Raw genomic sequence first — 17,915 nt, 5'->3', positions numbered from 1 at the left:
CCGCGCCGCCGGGCGCGGCCGGAGCCGCAGCGGCGGGCGCGCCCGCGCCGGGCGGCGGGGCGAGCTGCGGGCGCGCGCCGGGCGTCTTGAGGACGGGTGCGCCGCGCGGCGGACCATTCTGCGCGGACGCGATCGCCGGTGCGGAGGCGCAGAGCAGCGCTGCGAAACCGAAGCCAAACCTTCCCAGGCGGGAGTTTCTGTAAGGCGTGTTCATGATCCTCGAATTCGATTCGGTCATTCGCTACGGAAGACTTCAGGGCGTGGCTTCGGCGGGCGGTTCGGCCGGGGCGGCCGGTTTGTTCCGCTTCGGGCGCGGGAGCTTGCTGCTCGGTTTGCCCGGCGTCGCCGCGGCGATCTCGGCCGGTTTGTCCGAGCTATCCTCGCTCGCCTCGCTGGATTCGCCCCGGGCGGGCAAAACCGATTTCGCGATCGTGACGACGAGCAGGCTCGCGAGGGCGACGAAGCCGATCGAGCCCACGACGAACGTGCCCACGTAGAGCAGCGTTCGCTGGAGCAGGCTCCCCTCGTTGAATGCAGGCAGCTTGAGCTTGGCCATCCCTCGGTCTCCCGTCTCGATGCCGTTCGTCGCGGAACCGTTCGTCCCGGTCACTTGATGTTGAAATCGATCGTCATCGGCTTGCCGCGCCGATTGACGCTCACCTGGAGCTTGTCCGCGCTGCGGAGCCTCGCGTAGGCCTCGAGCGCCTTCTGCGGGTCGCTCATCTCGAAGCCATTGATGGACTGGAGGCGGTCGCCATTCTCGAGGCCGAGTGTACCGAGCAGCGATTCCGGGCGCACGCCGAAGAGCCGGATCCCGACGACCTTGTCGCCCTCCTTTTCGGGTACGATGCGCGCCGACCGCATGAGCTCCGCCTGGTTCTCCAGGATCTGGTCGACGACCGAGCGCTCGACGTCGAATTGATTCTCGCTGACCTTGTGAATCTTGTCCGCGATCTCCTTCGGGACGGCCTTTCCTTTGCCCTTCGGCTTCGGCGCATCCGTGCTCGGCGCAGGCGAGGCGGACGCGAGCTTCTTCGGCGGCTCGCCGTGCACCTGCATCTGGCACCGCGAGCTGCCGCTCGTGAGCCACACGCGATCCCAGCCGATCCAGAAGACCTGATGGCCCGAGACGTCGTCGCCGCGCCGGCGGAGCTGCGCTTTGCCGTCCGAGCCCGCGATGGCCGCGAACGACCAATCGGGATCCTCCGATTGCGTGATCAAAAGGACCTTGCCGACGTCGCAGACGGGATCGTTATAGGGATCGCTGCTATCGGGCGCCGGCGCCTCGGGGGCGCTCGGGAGATCGAGGGGCTTGCCGTCGAGAGGGCCCGTGATGGAGTCGAACGGGTTGCGGCTCAGGATCGGCCCGGCGTTGACGGTGCGCTCCTGTCCGGAGCTCGTGTGCGACGCGCCACCCTTGGGCGGCGGCGGCGGCGGCGGCATCGACGACGGATCGAGCAGCACGCTGCCGGCGACGAGCTCGCCCATTCCGGACGCCTGGAAATAGGCGGCGGAGGCGATCAAGAGGCAGATGACCGCGGGAAAGTAGCGCTTCAGGATCGCGTCGAGTCCCATGAGCCCAGCTCCGTACTAGCGAGAGACGTGCCAGCCCCGACCTTAGCGCTTCCCGCGCCTTTTTTCGCGCGGGAAGGCCACGATCGACAAGGTGGCGAAGGGGGGAGGGTGGGGGCGGCGAGGATTGCCAAAGTGACAATCGGATTTTCAAGCGCCGGGGTAGCCCCGGTCTTCCCGGTGATCAACCCTCGATCTCTCCGAGCTTGCGATAGATCGTGCGGGTGGAGATCCCGAGGAGCTGGGCGGCGACGGATTTGTCGCCATGGGCGTACCGGAGGGTCTCCCGGATGAGCCGGCGTTCGACCTCGTCGAGCGGGGTCCCGACCGAGAACGTGATCGTCTCGGGGGCCGCGGCGAGGCTCTCGCGGATCGACTCGGGTAGGTCCTCGACGGACAATTTCTCGCCGCGGCAGAGGACGGCGGCGCGCTCGATCACGTTTTCCAGCTCGCGGACGTTGCCGGGGAACGAGTAGTCGAGCAGGCGCGCGATGACCTCGCGCGGGGCTTCGAGGCGGCCGCGATTGTTCTTCGCGCAGTAGACGCCGAGAAAATGGTCGACGAGCAGGGGGATGTCCTCGCGGCGCGCCCGGAGCGGAGGGACGGTGATCGCGATGACGTTCAGACGATAAAAGAGGTCCTCGCGGAAGCGGCCGGCTGCGATCTCGGCGCGAAGGTCCTTGTTGGTGGCGGCGACGATTCGAACGTCGGCGCGGACGGTATCGCCGCCGATGGGCTCGTATTCGTTTTCCTGCAGGACGCGCAGGAGCTTGACCTGAACGGATGGAGTGAGCTCGCCGATCTCGTCGAGGAAGAGGGTGCCGCCCGCCGCTTTGGCAAATCGGCCCTCGCGGCGCGCGAAAGCGCCGGTGAAGGCGCCGCGCTCGTGGCCAAAAAGCTCGGCTTCGAGGATGGTTTCGGGGATCGCCGAGCAGTTGACCGCGACGAAAGGCCCGTGGCGGCGTGCGCTGTGATCGTGGATGTAACGAGCGACGAGCTCCTTGCCGGTGCCACTTTCGCCGAGGACGAGCACGGTGGCGGAGGAGGGCGCGGCCTGCGTGGCGACGTCGAGGACGCGGCGAAGCGCAGGGCTCGAGCCGATGATCTCGCGCTTCGTGAGGAGCTTCAGTTCCTGGCGGAGGGAGCGGTTTTCGGCGACGAGGGAGCGGCGCTCCGCGGCTTTGCGGACGCTTTTGATGATCGTCATCCGCTTGAGGGGCTTTTCGACGAAGTCGTAGGCGCCCTCGCGCATGGCCTGGACGGCCGTTTCGACAGTGCCGTACGCCGTCATGAGGACGACCTCGGTGTCGGGGGCGAGCTGCTTGATCGCGCGGAGGAGCTCGATGCCGCTGGTGCCGGGCATCATGAGGTCGGTGAGGACGACCTCGACGCGGTGGCCGCGGAGCACGTCGAGCGCAGCGCGGGCCGAGGACGCGGTGAGGACGCGCATGCCGTCGCGCTGGAAAATCTTCTCGATGGAAGCAAGGTTACTGGGCTCGTCGTCCACCACGAGCACGGTGGGCGCGTCGGCCCCCGCCTTCGCCTCGGGAGGCGCGGGCGTCGAAGATCCTGACAGCTCGTCAACCATGTCGACAACATGTCACACCGTGAGGCACGGTGTCCACGTTGTCTGACGGTTCGTCAACTTGGCAAAGGTGAGGTGGTTGGGATCACGAAAAAGGACGAGATGCGCCGCTGCCAGGATGTCCCGTTGCCAGGGTGTCAGCGGATCAACTTCGAGAGTTTTTTGAACGAGTCCGTCCCAGCGCGCCCGAGCCAGTCGAAGACGACGGTCTCCATCGTGGTGATCGTGGCGCCGGCGGCGCGGCAGAGTTCGAGGCCGATGGCGCGGTGATCGTCACGGCGCGAAACGACGCCGTCGGCGACGACGTGCACGTTGGTGCCACGCGTGGCGAGCTCGCGCACGGTCTGCATCACGCAGACATGCGTCTCCATGCCGAGGACGATCGCGCTGCGCGGCGCGCCGATCGAGGCCCACGCGCGCTCGAAGCCACGTTCGTCACACGCGGAGAAGTCGAGCTTCTCGACGACGGGCGCGCCGAGGGCGCGGAGCTTGTCGCCGATCGGCGCGATCGTGTGGCCGAGGCCCGCGGGGTACTGCTCGGTGGCGAGCACGCGCGCGCCGAGCAAGCCCGCGGCTTCGAGGAGCACGGTGGCGGCGCGGACGAGGTCCTTCATGCGGTCCTCGGGCATCGCCGCGGCGAGTTTGTCCTGCACGTCGACGACGAGCACCACGCTCACCTTGGGATCGAGCCGTCGCATCGTTTGTCCTCCAACGAGTACCGAGAGCAGTCAGCGAGAGAGCCGGAAGCTCCTCAAGAATTTGACGAGGTCGCTGCGAGCGTCGAAGCGCAGGAGCGCGCGAGCGACGACGGCGCCTTGCTCGTCCTTGATGGCGCCGGGGAGCACGGTCATCGATTCGAGGAGCTCCCGCGCGGAGACGTCTTTCTGGCCCTCGAAGACGTACGGTTTGTCGTCGTCGCCCCGGAAGCGGAAGGCGTAGGGGAGCGTGCCCGTGCGGAGGAGGTCCATGCCGAGGGTGCCGCGGAGGTAGCGGTGATCCGCGAGGCCCGGGGCGTCGATGGCGCCCTCGATCTCGACCTCGGGGCGGCGGAGGAAGCGGAGGAGCGGAGCGCTGCGAGCGCGGATCGTGAACGCGAGAGGTCGCTCTTGGTGAGGCTCGTCCACGCGGTGGTAGCTGCCCGCCATCGTCTCGCGGAACTCGAAGCCACTCACGGCTCGCCGCCCTCCGCGGGCTTGGGCTTGGGAGCCGGGGGTTCGGGGGCAGAGCTCGGCTTGTCCGAGCGGAGCCCCCGAGCGTCGACGGGCAGGGGAGGGGCGGCGGTCTTCTCGTCGAAATCGTTGGAGGGCAAAAGGAGTCGCTCGACGCGGGTTCCGTTCGCGAGCGATTCGACGATCTCGGGGACGTCCTCCATGGTGACGCGGCCGTAGAAGTAGCCGTCGGGCTCGACGGCGATCGCCGGGCCGGCCCAGCAGACGTCGAGGCAACTCGCCGTGCAGGCGCGCACCTCGGTCTTCGCGAGGCCACGGTCCTTGAGCGCGTCCTTGAGTGCGGCGTGGATCTCGACGGCGCCGCGCTGCGCGCACGAGCCTTTGGGGGTGCCGTCGGGGCGGCGGTTCACGCAGACGAAGAGGTAACGCTTGCGCTGAGGCACGCCGCGAGCCTTACGCCGGGGCTCGCGGCGGTCAAGTCAGGGGGGCGCGACGGAGACGGAGAGGCCGTAGTAGCTCGGATCCGAGGCGCGGCCGCCCGCCGTGACGCGCACGTAGTACGTGCCGGCCGCGACGTTCTCCGCCTTGGCGAGCGAGCAGTAGCCGAGGGCGTCGTCGTTCGTGACGAGCTCTTTGCCCGTGGCGTCGAAGATCGTGACGATCGTGTCGAGCGTGCTCATCGCGCAGCCGCCGAGGCCGGCGTCGCCCGTCTGCGCGGTGATCGCGGAGCCGTCCGCCGCGACCTGGACGGAGACGTAGTCGGCGTCCATGACGGGCGAGAGGATCGCCTGCCAGCCGCTCGTATAGGTGTTCGCCTGGGCGATCGTGTCGTTCGGCTCGGTCTCGTGGATCTCGAGTTTGCAGGTCGGGCTGCATCCGTCACCCGCGGTGGTGCCGCCGTCGTCACACTGCTCGCCGGGCGTGCGCACGCCGTCGCCGCAGGTGTTGGTGATGGCGTCGATCACGAGGCGGTAGTGGAACGTGGGGGTCGGGGCGTCGGGCGCGGCCGTGACGCGCGCGTAGTAGAGGCCCGGATCGACGAGCGAGAGCGTGGCGCGCGAGCAGTAGCCCTCGCCCGCGTCGTCGTCGCTCGCGAGCACGGTGGCGCCGTTCGAGCCGAGGATCTCGACGAAGGTGTCGAGCTTCGACGCCGCACACGCGCCGTCGCCCGGGTCGCGGGTCTCGACGACGAGGCTCGCGGCCGTGGGCAGATCGAACGAGAAGACGTCGACGTCGCCGGCCGGCGCGATCTCGGCGCCCCACGGCGAGCTCCACGCGTTCGCCTGCGCGGGCGTGGCGTTCGGCTCGGTCTCGCTCGTGACGAGCTTGCAGTTCGCGTCGCAGAGGTCGGCGCCGCCGGGGTTGCCGTCGTCGCACTCCTCGCCGATCTCGGGGTTCAGGTTGCCGTCGCCGCAGACGGGATCGGGAGGGCTGCCGCCCGTGCCGCCTTGCCCGCCGATGCCGCCTACGCCGCCTTGTCCACCCGCGCCGCCCGCGCCGCCTTGCCCGCCCGCGCCGCCTTGTCCTCCGCTGCCGGAGCTCGACGAGGTGGTGGTCGGGCGCGGCGGCAGCTCGTCCTCGCCGCACGCGACGAGCGCGAGGCCAAAGAGCACGGCGAGGGGCCAGAGCGGCGAGGTCATTCGCTGTCGACGCACGAGTAGGTGATCTCCCAGCCGTTGAGGGTCGGCGCGGCGCCCTTGTTGGTGGTCGGGTTGAAGGTGACGGAGAACTCGAGGAACGACTGCCGCGCGCCGGGCAAGCCGAGCTTCGTGTACACGTCGACCGGGCAAGGCGCGGGGCCGGCCATGGTGCAGAGCTGCGTGTCGGCGGGCGAAGCCTTGGCCGTCGCGAGCGTGGTGAACGCGCCGGAGAGCGCGGCTGCAGTGTCCGCGGTGCGCGCGGCGAAGACGAGGTTCGAGTCGCCGGGCGTGACGCTGTCGTAGGCGAAGTAGCCCCACTGCACCTTGGTGCCCGTGGGGCAGGTGGCCTCGTAGACGTGCTTGAACGTCTCGGCGGTGTACGCGCCGGGGCAACCGAGCTCGACGTCGATCGTGGCGCCGGCCGAGTTCAGCACGGTCTGGCACGTGGTCGGGCAGAGGAAGATCTTGTTCGGGTTCTGGAGGTTGTCGTAGTACCAGCCGTTGCCGCACGCGGCCTGGCTCGCGACCTTGGCGAAGGTCACGGCGTTGCCGGAGGTGGGCGTGAACGTGACCGTCGCGTTCGACGGATCGAAGAGGCCCGCGTTCGGCAGATCGAACTCGCACGCGACGACGTCGCCTTTGATCTCGAGCAGCGCCGAGAGCATCTGCTGCTGCGCGTCGCCCTGATCGGTGACGAAGAACGCGTTGGCCGTGCCGCCCTTCTGCGCGATGAGGTTCATCAAGGCGACGTTCGCGTCCTGGATGCCAATCGCGTACGTGAGCACGCCGGCGTTGGTGAACGCGTCCTCGGCGTAGCCTGCGATCGTGTTCGAGTCGCTGCCGCAGGAGTTCGGGTAGCCGTCGGTGACGAACACGACGACGGTCTGCTGGTTCGGGTTCGCCTGCTGATAGGCCTTGGCCCACTTCTCGGCGCCGGCGAGCGCGGGCAAGAGCGGCGTGTCGGCGGCGGGCAGGGTGTTGTTGATCTCGTTGAGGAGCTTCTGCTCTTGCGTGTCGGTGGGCGCAGACGCGGTCGTGAGCTTGGCGAGCGGGACGAGCGGGACCGCGCACGCGTCGATGCTGCAGTTCGTGTCGTCGCAGCCCGTGACGGGCTTGAAGTGCTCCCAGAAGCGCAGCGCGACGCCGATGCCGGCGGACGCGGGATCCGAGAAGAACGCCTTGAGCGCGCCGGTGGTCTTTCCCCACCGGTCGTTCGTGGTCATCGAGCCCGAGCGGTCGAACTGGACGAACATGTTCACGGGGCGGATGGTCCGGCTCGTGACGGAGGAGCAATCGGGCGCCTCGCAGGCGTTGCCGCCGCTCGCGAGCGACCAGTTGTTCTCGCAGAAGCACTCCGTGATGTAGGGGTTCGCCGCCGTCTTCTTCGGCGGATTGATCATGATCTCGCGGTTGCCGTTGCCGATGCCGCAGGCGTTCGCGTCGACGTTGATGCACTGGCCGGGCGGGATGATCTGCTGCGTGAGGCACTCCATCATGCCGGGGTGCGTCTGGTCGGGCGCGCACTTCGGGTACTGCTGCGAGTTCGCAGGGAAGTGGACGAGGCGGATGCCCGCGGGGGCCGGGGTTTTTCCGTGGTTGCAGACGGGGACGACGCCGCTGCACGGGACGCCGACGGAGAGGTCGATCCCGGGGCATTTCGGGTCGGTCTCGCCGGGCAGCCACGGCGTGCACGCGCCCTTCGCGGGGCAGCTCTCGTTGCAGAGCGTCTTGACCTTGTCGACGCAGAGGTTGTCCCACTTCGTCGTGCAGCAGGAGGGGCTCGCCTGGCAGATCGTGGCGACGCACGAGTCACAAGCGGCGCTGAGCGCGGAGCCCGAGTAGCACTTGTCGTGCGCGCAGGGCGGGTCGGCTTCGCACTCGGCGCCGCAGAGGCTGTAGACCTTGTCGACGCAGCTCGGCGTCCAGCTCCCCTGCACCGCGGCGCAGTTCTTCGAGCAGGCGGTGCCGAAGGCGTCCACGCAAGCCTGCGTCCACGTGCCGGTGCAGCAGCTCGGGTTGGCCGTGCAGACGGTGTTCACGCAGGTGCTGCAGGTCTTCTTCAAGCCGACGCCCGTGACGCACGGGTCGTGCGCGCAGGTGCCGCTGTACGGGGTGAGGCAGCAGGTCGGATCCGCGGTGCAGATCGTCTTCACGCACGGATCACAGTCGGGGTAGAGCCCGTCGCCGACAGCGCACTTGTGGTGCGAGCACGTGTTCGAGGACGGGCTCTCGCACTGCATGTTGAACTGGCAGTCGCTCGCCTGCGCGCACGGCTCCTTCAGGCCCTTGTTCACGAGGCCGTTCGGGAAATCGCTGAGGTCGCCGTTCTGCCAGTTGTAGACGCTGCCCCCCGCGTCGGGCGTGAGGCCGGCGTCGGGCTGCTCGTCGAAGACCTGGCACGAAGGATCGCAGGGGTTGTTGGCGCACGGGCCGGAGACGTGGCTCAGGATGATGATGCCGCCCTGGCCGTCGTCGGGGCGCGCGGAGGTCTCGCGGATCTTCGCCTTCGGCGGCGCGGCGCGAGAGGAGATGGTGCCCTCGGCGCAGGGGGCCCACGTTCCCTCGACGCACGGCTGCGTGCCGTCGAGGCAGGTGAGGATCCCGTTTTGCTCGCCGATCGTGACGTGGCACTCGCGTACCTGACCATCCACGCAGGGCCCCGCGCTCGTCCCGGCGCCGGTCCCGCCGCCGCCGCCGTTGCCGCCGCTGCCCCCCTCGGGAGGACGCGTCTCGAGCGGGCCCTCGGCCGAGCACGCGGCGAAGACCACGCCCAGAGGCGCGAGGACCAGCATCACGAGGGCGAAGGTCGATCGGAGAGCCGCGCGGGATCCCGCGCCGGACGAGCCATTCTTCTCGAGCGTCCCTGTCGATCTGCCCGACGCACGCGCCATGGGTCGAAACCTCCGGTGGATCCTTCGCAACAAGGAAAGACTGCAGGATCCGAGGCGAAAGAAGCAAGCAACGTGCCCCGAACGGTCGGCCGGTGCCCACGCGAAGGGCCAGGCGCGGAGGCGAAATGCGCGTGGGTGGCTTCGCAGTCGAGGGGCCTGGTAACGGCGTCTACCGGGGAAAAAGTTGCGCGGGCCGCAACCGTTTCACAATCGGCGTACGCGGTCCCTGGGCGCGGGTGGGGAAGGGGAGTCGCCTCGAAAAACGAGCTTGTCGAGGCACGGGTCCACGCGCATGCTCGGCGCGGGCGCAGGCCCTTCCCGGCCCGAGGTTGCGGCCGGTTCCCGATGGCCCTGGCTCGCAGGATCGGGGAAAGCTCCAAGGACCGTGCACGCCCACTCCATCGCCGGATTCTTGAGCGCTTGGGTGGTCGCGTACGTCGCGATCGCCACGTTCTGCTTCATCGCGCGGCGGAAGGAGCGGCTCCGGGGCCGCGAGGTCGACTTCGTCCTGTTCGGGTTCCTCTGCCTCGCGCTGTCGGTGCACACGGCGGGCGTGGCGGCGCTGCACGTGATGCGGGACGCGGCCTTCGTGCGCGGCGCGCTGCTCGCGTCGGACGTGGGGCGCCTGCTCGCGGCGGCGGTGCTCGCGCACGTGGTCGCGCAGCTCTCGCAGGTGCGGCTCACCCCGCGGGTGCTCTTCGCGATCTACGGCGCGGCGGCGCTGCTCGGCGTCGCGAGCGTGGTGGAGCACGTGCGGCAGTTCGACACCGTGGCCGAAGCGCCGGTGACGCTGCTCGGGCTCTCGGTCGTGGAGGTGACGACGCCGGCGCATCCGCTCGCGGCGGTGGTGTCGGTCGGCTCGTTCGCGGCGGCGATCTTCGGGGCGACGGTGTTCGTGCGGAGCGCGCTGCGCGGGCGGGCAGATCTGCTGCCGTCCTTGTGGGGCGCGCTCGCGCTCGTCGTGAGCACGGGCTACGACGGGTTTTACGCGGTGCTCGGGCAAGGCAAGCCGCTCACGAGCCCGTACGGATACGCGGCGTTCGTGATGGGCGTCGTGATGTCGCTCCTGTCGCGGTACGTGGCGCTGCGGCAAAGGCTGGAGGAGCGCGCGTCGGAGCTGAAGCAGAGGTCGGCGGAGATCGCGCGGGCCTACGAGGATCTGCGCGCGGCGCAGGCGGAGATCGTGCGCAAGGAGCAGCTCGCAGCCGTGGGAGAGCTGTCGGCGGTGATCGCGCACGAGGTGCGCAATCCCTTGGCGATCATCACGACCGCGGTGGCGACGCTCCGGCGTGAAGGGCTCGGCGAGGACGATCGGCAGACGCTGCTCGGGATCCTCGACGAGGAGGCGTCGCGGTTGAACCGTCTCGTCGGGGATCTCCTGCGGTACGCGCGGCCGGTGCGCTGCGAGCGTCAGCTCGTGTCGCCGCGCGAGATCGTGGAGCGCGCGCTCGCGCTGTCGCAGAACCAGACGAGCGTGAAGGTGACGCTCGTCGAGCCGGAGCCGCTCGAGCGGATCCACGCCGATCCGATGCTGCTCCGGCAGGTGTTCGAGAACATCGTGACGAACGCGCTGCAAGCGATGCCGACTGGCGGATCCTTGACGGTGACGCTCGTGCCGCACGCGGAGAGCGGCGCGAGCGGGGTCGAGGTGCGCATCGCGGACACGGGCGAGGGGATGGACACGTCGGTGCGAGATCGCGCGCTCGATCCGTTCTTCACGACGCGCGCGGCGGGGACGGGGCTCGGCCTCGCGATCGTGGCGCGGATCGTGGACGCGCACGGCGGGCGGCTGTCGATCCAGAGCGACGTGGGCGCGGGGACGGAGGTGCGGATCTTCTTGCCGCAGCAGGGCGAGCCTCCGCCGGGGCGGAGATCGGTGCCGCCGGAGATCAACCGTACGAGCTCGCTTCCACCGATGCCGGTGGAGGTGCGGCGCGCGTTCGCGGGGAGGAAGGCGTGACGAGAGGCGTAGATCAAAGGGCACAGCGGCGCGCGGAGATCGTGCGCGCGGACAAGCGGTACGTGTGGCACCCGTACACGCCGATGCAGCGGTACATCGACGAGGTGGATCCGCTGGTCGTCGAGCGGGCTTCGGGCGCGCGGTTCTTCGACGTGGATGGGCGGAGCTACCTCGACGCGAACTCGAGCTGGTGGGTCGCGACGCTGGGGCACAACCACCCGCGGCTCGTGGCGGCGCTCGCGCGTCAGGCCGAGAAGCTCTGCCACGTGTCGCTCGCAGGCGTGACGCACGAGGGCGCGGCGGTGCTCGGCGAGGAGATCGTGGCGATCGCACCGCCTGGGCTCGGAAAAGTGTTCTACAGCGACGACGGCTCGACGGCAGTGGAGGTCGCGCTGAAGCTCGCGCTGCAGATGTGGCACAACGAAGGGCGGCCCGAGCGGCGGAGGTTCGTGGCGCTCGACGGCGCGTTCCACGGCGAGACGATCGGCGCGACGAGCCTCGGGGGCGTGGAGGTGTTTCGCAAGCCGTTCGCGGGCGTGCTCATGGAGTGCATCCACGTGCCGCCGCCCGAGGGCGATACGCCGGCGGACGCGGGCTACGCGCGGGCGTTCGAGGCGCTTTCGAAGCTGCTCGCCGAGGGCAGCGACACGATCGCGGCGGTCGTGCTGGAGCCGCTCGTGCAAGGCGCGACGGGGATGCGGATGTACGACGCGGCGTACCTGCGGCATGCGCGCGAGCTCTGCGATCGGTACGACGTGCTGCTCGTGATCGACGAGGTGTTCACGGGCTACGGGCGCACGGGGCCGATGTGGGCGTGCGAGCACGCGGGGATCGCGCCCGATCTGATGTGCCTCGCGAAGGGGTTTTCCGGCGGGATGTTCCCGATGGCGGCGACGCTCGCGACACCGCGGGTCTTCGACGCGTTCCTCGGCGCGCCGGAGCGAGCCTTTTATTACGGGCACTCGTTCTGCGGAAACCCGCTCGGCGCGGCCATCGCGCGCGAGGTGCTCGCGATCTTCCGCGAGGAAGCGATCCTCGCGAAGGCCCAGCCGAAGGCCGCGCGGATCGCGAAGGCGTTCGCGGCGATGAGCGCGATCCCGGGTGTTTCGCGGGCGCGATCGCTCGGGATGATCGGGGCGCTCGATCTGTCGAAGGGCGCGAGTTACCTCGGCGGGCTCGGATGGCGGGTGTTCGCGGAGGCGCGGCGGCGCGGGGCGTATCTGCGGCCGCTCGGAGACGTGGTGTACGTGGCGCCGCCGCTCACGATCACGGACGACGAACTCGAGACGCTTCTCGGGATCGTCGAGGAGAGCGTGCGGGCGGTGCTGCGTTAGCGCGTCTTCCCCAGGCGCTCCCTGCGCCTTCGCAACCGAAACACGAGCGCACCGAGCCCGGCCAGGACGGCTGCGCCGGACGCACCCGACGCGCCTCCGAAGTCGCAATCACATCCGCCCGCCGCTTCGAGCTCGCGCGGCGCGCCGCCTCCGGTGCCGCTGCCCGATCCGCTGCTCGGGTTGATGCCGCCACACGCGCTCGGATCGATCCCGAGCGTCGCCGCGATGCCGGGCCAGCTCATGACGCACGCCTCCGGGGTCGTGGCGCCCTCGCCGCATTCGAGCGGGCAGATCTCGGCCAGGTTGTAGATGTTCTCGAACGTCTTGCCCTCGTCCTTCGAGAGGCCGACCGTGAAGCCGTCGACGAACTGGTTGCCGCACGCGTAGAGGCCCGTGGTCGTCCACGTGAGGCAGCGCGTGTAGATGCTGCTGACCTTCTGGAACGCGAGGTCGGCCGTGTTCGCGATCTGGATGCCGTCCTTGGGGCCGCCGACCGCGACGCGCGTGCCGTCGGGCGAGAGGGCGAAGCCGAGCAGATCGTCCGTGCCCGTGAAGACCTCGGTGAACGTCGCGCCCGCGTCGTCGCTGACGAGCAGCTTGTCGATGGGATCGCCGCTCAAGCGCAGGTAGACGCGGTCGGGGTTATCCGGCGCGATCGCGGCGAGGAACGGGACGTAGCTCGCGTACGCCGCGTCGAGGTAGGTGCGCGTCCACGTGGCGCCACGATCGTCGGAGCGCTCGATCGCGGGCGCGAAGGACTTCCCCACGATGCCGCTCGCGTAGATGCGCTCTGGACTCGAAGGCGCGACGTCGACCGTGAGGGCGATGAAATCGCTGAGGATCGGCGTGCCGGCCTGCGTCCAGGTGGCGCCGTTGTCGGCGGTCTCCGCGAGGATCACGTGGAAGCCGTCCGTGCCCTTGCCGGTGGAGGTGATGGCGACGCCGCGCGAGGGGTCGTCGCGGTGGACGGAGACGTCGATGACGTACTCGTCTTTCAAGGGATCCTGGACGAAGCCCCAGGAACAGCCCCGATCGTGGCTGACGCTGAGGCCTTCGAAGATGCCGGCGAGGATCGTCCCGTCGCCGAGCACGCCGATGGCCGGATCCTGGGTGCCGCCGTAGCCGACCGCGCCCTCGCAGATCCACGACCACGTGCCGCCCGCGTTCGAGCTCTCGAGGATGCCGTACGTGGTGCGGAGGACGATGTGCGAAGGATCCGTGGGATCGACGACGAGCTGGTCGGCGATGGGGAAGCGCCCGTTTGCGTGGGACTCGGCGGGCACGAGGAGCGAGAGGGCCGCGATCGCCGCGGCGAAGGGGAGCAAGCGCATGGCCGATCCTAGCGCGTCGACATGCGCTCGGCGGCGGCAGCGTCTTCCTGTCCGAGGCGGACGTCACGGAGCTCGGCGCCGAGAAGCTCGATCGCGGCCGTGACGAGGGGGTGATCCGCGATGGCGCGGCGCGCGTTGTCGAGGCGGGCGCGGAGGCCGGCGCCCTCGATCTGCGCGAGCGTGACCGCGCCGCTCTGGGGGCGGAGCACCTCGAAGGTGACGTCGGGGTTGCCGCCGTAATGCGCGGCGAGGGCGGCGCGGATGGCCTCCTTGGCGATGGGCTCCTGCGCTTGCTTGCCGAGGAAGGAGTCGGCCTCGAAGCCGAGCACGATGCCGTCGGACCCGATGCGGATCAGGGCGGCGTGTTCGAGCACGGAGGCGAGGGGCGCGCGCTTGGCGCGGACGAGCTCGATCACGGCGCGAAAGGGGGCGAGATCGGCGGGGTTCGGGGCCGCGAGACGGCCGTTCGTGGCGCCGTTGGTGTGTGCCGCGCCGTTGGTGTGTGCCGCGCCGTTCGTGTAGGCGGCGCCGTTGGCCGGAGGCGGTCGTGAAGTCGCCGGAGCAGGTTGTGAAGACGCCGGAGCGGGTGGTGAAAACGCCGGAGCGGCTTGTGAAGACGCCGGAGCGACCCGTGAAGGCGCCGGAGCGGGTGGTGAAAACGCCGGAGCGGGTGGTGAAAACGCCGGAGCGGCTTGTGAAGACGCCGGAGCGACCCGTGAAGGCGCCGGAGGGGCTTGTGAAAACGCCGGAGCGGCTGGGGAAGCTGGTGGAGGCACCGGTGAAGACGCCGAAGGTGTTGGGGAAGGCGACGAAGCCTCCGAGGCGGACGCCCGACGCTGGCCGGGAGGCGCGCCGCCTTGCATGGGCCGTCCCTGCCCGGCGCCGCCCGAGGCTCCGGGCGCGCCGCCGCCTCCGCCGCCGCCGAGCAGACGACGCTCCATCTCCCCGAGCCGCCGCAAGAGATCGTCCACCGGCATGAGCGGCGGCCGGCGCGCGAGGCGGACGAGCGTCATCTCCAGCGCCGCGCGCGGCTGGCCGCTCCGGGTGATGTCATCGAACGAACGCGAGAACCCTTGATGCAAGCGCGTGAGGTCGTCCGCTTCCGCGCGCGTGGCGAGGGTCTTCACATCGGCGAGCTCGCTGTCGGCGAGGTCGAGCAGGCCCGTCGGATCCGCGGAGACCTTGGCGACCACGAGGTCCCGCAAATGCGCGAGGAAATCCCGGGCGACGTGCGGCAGATCGTAGCCTTGATGCGCGAGGTCGGAGACCGTGCGCAGGCAGGCCTCGGCGTCGCCGTCGACGAGCGCGGCCGCGAGTCCGTGGAGGACCGAGCGATCCGCGACGCCGAGGACCCGCGCGACGCCCTCGGCCGTGAGCTTGTCGCCGTCGACGCCGACCCACGCGAGGACCTGATCGAGCAAGCTCATCGCGTCGCGCATGCTGCCCGCGGCCTCGCGGGCGATGATCGAGAGCGCCGCGTCCTCGTAGGCGACGCCCTCGCGGTCGAGGACGAAGCGCAGGCGCGAGGTGATCGAGAGCGCGCTGATGAGCTTGAAGTCGTAGCGCTGGCAGCGGCTCAGGATCGTGACCGGGATCTTGTGGACCTCGGTCGTCGCGAAGATGAACTTCACGTGGGGCGGCGGCTCCTCGAGGGTCTTGAGGAACGCGTTCCACGCGTTGTTCGAGAGCATGTGGACCTCGTCCACGATGAAGATCTTGAACCGGTCGCGCGAGGGCCGGTACGGCAGGCTCTCCTGGAGCTTGCGGACGTCGTCGACGCCGGTGTAGCTCGCGCCGTCGATCTCCTGGACGTCGACGTCGCTGCCGACGGTGATCTCCTTGCAAGGAGGGCACTCCTGGCAGGGCTTCGACGTCGGACCCTTCACGCAGTTGAGCGATTTCGCGAGGATGCGCGCGCTCGTCGTCTTGCCGACGCCGCGGACGCCCGTGAACAAGAAGGCGTGCGCGACGCGGTTCTTGGCGATCGCGTTCTCGAGCGTGGTCGAGACGTGCCCCTGACCGACGAGATCCTCGAACGACTGCGGTCGGTACTTGCGCGCGAGGACGACGTAGCTCATCGCCGCCTCGACGTAGCAGAAAGGCGCGGCCGCGTCGCGTCCCGAGGGGGACGCCTCGCGTCCCCCTCTCGTCCGGGCAAAGCCCGGCCGATTCACCCCCTCGAGGGAGCTCGCTTCGCGATCTCGTGGCGTCCGCCGGCGCGCGCAGCCGGACCGGCGCGGCGGGCAAGGGAGGGCGATCAGGCGCGCCGGGGCGTTCGTCCGGCCTTGCAGCCCAGCCGACTTCACGGCATACACGCTCCTCCCATGCAATTTCGCGGTGGAATGAACGAGCTGGTCCGCCAAGCGGCCCGGATGCAGCGCAAAATCGACGAGGCGAAAGCCAAGATCAAGGACCACGAGATCTCGGCGACCGCCGCGTCGGACAAGGTCTCGGTCACCGTGACCTGCGAAGGCAAGGTCCGGAAGATCGCGATCGATCCGGACTTCCTCGCCGCCGAGGGCCTGGAGATGGCCCTCGACGCGGTGGCGGTCGCAGCGAACTCGGCGCTCGAGCAGGCCGACAAGCACGTCGAAGCCGAGATCGCGAAGGTCACGGGCGGCGTGAAGATCCCGGGAATGCACACGTAGTGGCCACGCGGAGCCCCACCTCCTACGTCACGCGCACCTCTTCTCTGCCGGAACGCCTCACCCGTGTCGCGCACCTGTTCGCGCGGCTGCCAGGCGTCGGTGAGAAGACCGCGCAGCGCTTCGCCCTGTTCCTGGCGACAGCGGACGAGGAGGTCGCGCGTGATCTCGGCACCGAGCTCGCCGCGCTGCGCGACCACGTGAGGCCCTGCGATCGCTGCGGGAACATCGCCGAGCTCGCCGAAGGAGCTCCGCCGGGCGAGCCCGTGCGGTGCGCGATCTGCCGCGACGAGCGGCGCGACAAGGCGCTGCTCTGCGTGGTCGCGCGGGTGCAAGACCTGCTCGCGATCGAGCGGAGCGGCGTGATGCGCGGAAAGTACTTCGTGCTCGGACGGCTGCTCTCGCCGCTCGACGGGATCTCGGCCGAGGACCTGCCGCTCGAGCGGCTCAGGCGGATCGTGAAGGATCCCGAGGCGCCCGTGAGCGAAGTGCTCGTGGCGACGCCGCCGTCGGTGGACGGCGAGGCGACGGCGCTGCTCGTGGCGCGCGAGATGGCCTCGCTCGGCGCGCGCGTGACCCGCATCGCGAGCGGCGTGCCCCACGGCGGCGACCTCGAGTTCGCCGATCAAGTCACGCTCGGCCGCGCCATCGAGGGCCGGAAGAGCTTCGGCTGAACGGAGGGTACGACAGATGCCGAAAACCATCATTTCCACGAACGACGCCCCCGCCGCGATCGGCCCCTACTCGCAGGGCACCCGCGCCGGAAATCTCGTCTTTTGCAGCGGCCAGATCCCCATCGACCCGAAGACGGGTGAGCTCGTCGCGGGCGGGATCGAGGCGCAGACGAAGCAAGCGCTCGCGAACCTCGGCGCGGTGCTCCGCGCCGCCGGCGCGTCGTGGCCCGACGTCGTGCGGACGACGATCTGGCTCGTCGATCTCGGCGATTTCGCGGTCGTCAACCGGATTTACGGAGAAGTCGTGGGCGCCGAGCCGCCCGCACGCGTGACCATTCAAGTGTCGGCGCTGCCGAAGGGCGCCGCCGTCGAAATCGATGCGATTGCCCATGTTTGACGCCTGGGCAAAGCCAATCCCCAGGGGAGCCTCGAAATGACCACCAAGGACGATAGCGACAACCCCGAGAAGAAGACGCGCAGGATCGTCCGCTCAGCGAGCACGCGGCGCGAGGGCGAGCCCGGCACCGACAGCCCGACTGCGGAGGCAACACCCACGCAAGAAGCCGGGGAGGCGAAGAAGGAGCCGGCCGCCGGCGAAGCCGCCGCCGCACCCGCGCCGAAGCCCGCCGGCCCCGGCGGCAGGCCCGAAGGCGTGCGCCGGATCGACATGCGTGGGCCCCGCCCGCCCGCCGGCACCGCAAGGCCGAGCGGCGGCAGGCCGCCGCCCCGCGGTCCCCGCAGGGACACCGGCGGCGACTTCGTTCCGCGTCAGGAAGAAGGGATGCGCCCGCGGCCCGGCCCGAACGCCGCGCGCTCGGCCATGGGCCCGGCCCGGCCCGCCCGTCCCGGCGCTCCGCCCGGAGAAGCCCGCGCCGAAGGCGGCGAGAGGCCGCCGCGCTTCGATCGAGGCCCGCGCCCGGAGCGTGGTCCGCGTCCGGATCGGGGTCAGAGGCCGGAGCGTGGTCCGCGTCCGGATCGGGGTCCGAGGCCGGAGCGTGGTCCGCGTCCCGAGGGCGCAGGCCCGCGTCGCGATCGTCCGCAAGCCGGCGCGCCGAGCGCCGTCGCGCCCGCTGCTTCGGGGGAGGCCCAGGCGAAGCCGGCCGCCGCCGCGAAG

The 17,915-nt window shown here is 70.0% G+C and carries 15 protein-coding genes and 2 pseudogenes; 6 read left to right on the top strand and 11 right to left on the bottom strand.

All coding sequences use genetic code 11. The features are described from left to right. The 9 genes and pseudogenes from QHF83_RS50760 to QHF83_RS50720 all read right to left on the bottom strand — a co-directional run. A pseudogene (locus QHF83_RS50760) lies at window positions 1-214 on the bottom strand (hypothetical protein); the annotation flags it as partial. Between the two features lie 39 nt (window positions 215-253). Next, window positions 254-556: a hypothetical protein gene (locus tag QHF83_RS50755; protein WP_282425407.1), complete on the bottom strand. Its 303-nt coding sequence runs from the start codon at window positions 554-556 to the stop codon at window positions 254-256. Window positions 557-606: 50 nt separating this feature from the next. Continuing rightward, window positions 607-1,575 carry a type II secretion system protein GspC gene (gene gspC / locus QHF83_RS50750; RefSeq protein WP_282425406.1) on the bottom strand — a complete coding sequence of 323 codons (969 nt, stop codon included), beginning with the start codon at window positions 1,573-1,575 and terminating at the stop codon, window positions 607-609. A gap of 181 nt (window positions 1,576-1,756) precedes the next feature. Continuing rightward, entirely contained in the window at window positions 1,757-3,160 is a 1,404-nt protein-coding gene (locus QHF83_RS50745; protein WP_282425405.1) for a sigma-54 dependent transcriptional regulator, read from the bottom strand. A 134-nt stretch (window positions 3,161-3,294) separates the two neighbouring features. Further along, complete coding sequence (locus QHF83_RS50740) at window positions 3,295-3,855, bottom strand: isochorismatase family protein (RefSeq protein ID WP_282425404.1); 561 nt, start codon at window positions 3,853-3,855, stop codon at window positions 3,295-3,297. Window positions 3,856-3,885: 30 nt separating this feature from the next. After that, complete coding sequence (locus tag QHF83_RS50735; protein WP_282425403.1) at window positions 3,886-4,329, bottom strand: hypothetical protein; 444 nt, start codon at window positions 4,327-4,329, stop codon at window positions 3,886-3,888. After that, entirely contained in the window at window positions 4,326-4,769 is a 444-nt protein-coding gene (locus QHF83_RS50730; RefSeq protein WP_282425402.1) for a (2Fe-2S) ferredoxin domain-containing protein, read from the bottom strand. Before QHF83_RS50730 ends, QHF83_RS50735 begins: the two co-directional genes overlap by 4 nt. Window positions 4,770-4,805: 36 nt before the next feature. Beyond that, window positions 4,806-5,981: a pre-peptidase C-terminal domain-containing protein gene (locus QHF83_RS50725; RefSeq protein WP_282425401.1), complete on the bottom strand. Its 1,176-nt coding sequence runs from the start codon at window positions 5,979-5,981 to the stop codon at window positions 4,806-4,808. Continuing rightward, window positions 5,963-8,857: a vWA domain-containing protein gene (locus tag QHF83_RS50720; RefSeq protein ID WP_282425400.1), complete on the bottom strand. Its 2,895-nt coding sequence runs from the start codon at window positions 8,855-8,857 to the stop codon at window positions 5,963-5,965. The genes QHF83_RS50725 and QHF83_RS50720 overlap by 19 nt, the downstream gene beginning before the upstream one ends. 385 nt (window positions 8,858-9,242) lie before the next feature. Here QHF83_RS50720 and QHF83_RS50715 point away from each other — a divergent pair, with 385 nt between their 5' ends. Further along, window positions 9,243-10,817 carry an ATP-binding protein gene (locus tag QHF83_RS50715; RefSeq protein ID WP_282425399.1) on the top strand — a complete coding sequence of 525 codons (1,575 nt, stop codon included), beginning with the start codon at window positions 9,243-9,245 and terminating at the stop codon, window positions 10,815-10,817. Next, the gene (bioA, locus tag QHF83_RS50710) at window positions 10,814-12,151 is read left to right on the top strand and encodes an adenosylmethionine--8-amino-7-oxononanoate transaminase (RefSeq protein ID WP_282425398.1); all 1,338 of its coding nucleotides are present in this window, start codon (window positions 10,814-10,816) and stop codon (window positions 12,149-12,151) included. Before QHF83_RS50715 ends, bioA begins: the two co-directional genes overlap by 4 nt. Here bioA and QHF83_RS50705 read toward each other — a convergent pair. Together QHF83_RS50705 and dnaX are read right to left on the bottom strand one after the other, a co-directional pair. Beyond that, window positions 12,148-13,482 (bottom strand): MYXO-CTERM sorting domain-containing protein, encoded by a 1,335-nt coding sequence (locus QHF83_RS50705; RefSeq protein WP_282425397.1) that lies wholly within the window; start codon window positions 13,480-13,482, stop codon window positions 12,148-12,150. The two genes, bioA and QHF83_RS50705, sit on opposite strands and share 4 nt — an antisense overlap. A gap of 8 nt (window positions 13,483-13,490) precedes the next feature. Next, complete coding sequence (gene dnaX, locus QHF83_RS50700; RefSeq protein ID WP_282425396.1) at window positions 13,491-15,560, bottom strand: DNA polymerase III subunit gamma/tau; 2,070 nt, start codon at window positions 15,558-15,560, stop codon at window positions 13,491-13,493. Window positions 15,561-15,806: 246 nt separating this feature from the next. On the opposite strand from dnaX, the gene QHF83_RS50695 reads away from it, so the two are divergent. The 4 genes and pseudogenes from QHF83_RS50695 to QHF83_RS50680 all read left to right on the top strand — a co-directional run. Further along, entirely contained in the window at window positions 15,807-16,130 is a 324-nt protein-coding gene (locus tag QHF83_RS50695; RefSeq protein WP_272417595.1) for a YbaB/EbfC family nucleoid-associated protein, read from the top strand. Next, window positions 16,130-16,801, top strand: a complete 672-nt coding sequence (gene recR / locus QHF83_RS50690) for a recombination mediator RecR (protein ID WP_282425395.1) — start codon at window positions 16,130-16,132, stop codon at window positions 16,799-16,801. The genes QHF83_RS50695 and recR overlap by 1 nt, the downstream gene beginning before the upstream one ends. A 16-nt stretch (window positions 16,802-16,817) precedes the next feature. After that, window positions 16,818-17,198 carry a RidA family protein gene (locus QHF83_RS50685; protein ID WP_282425394.1) on the top strand — a complete coding sequence of 127 codons (381 nt, stop codon included), beginning with the start codon at window positions 16,818-16,820 and terminating at the stop codon, window positions 17,196-17,198. A gap of 36 nt (window positions 17,199-17,234) precedes the next feature. Next, window positions 17,235-17,915, top strand: a pseudogene (locus QHF83_RS50680) (hypothetical protein); the annotation flags it as partial.

The sequence above is a fragment of the Polyangium sp. 15x6 genome (assembly GCF_029960785.1).
Lineage (GTDB): Bacteria > Myxococcota_A > Polyangia > Polyangiales > Polyangiaceae > Polyangium.
This window is presented reverse-complemented; position numbering and strand designations above follow the sequence as displayed.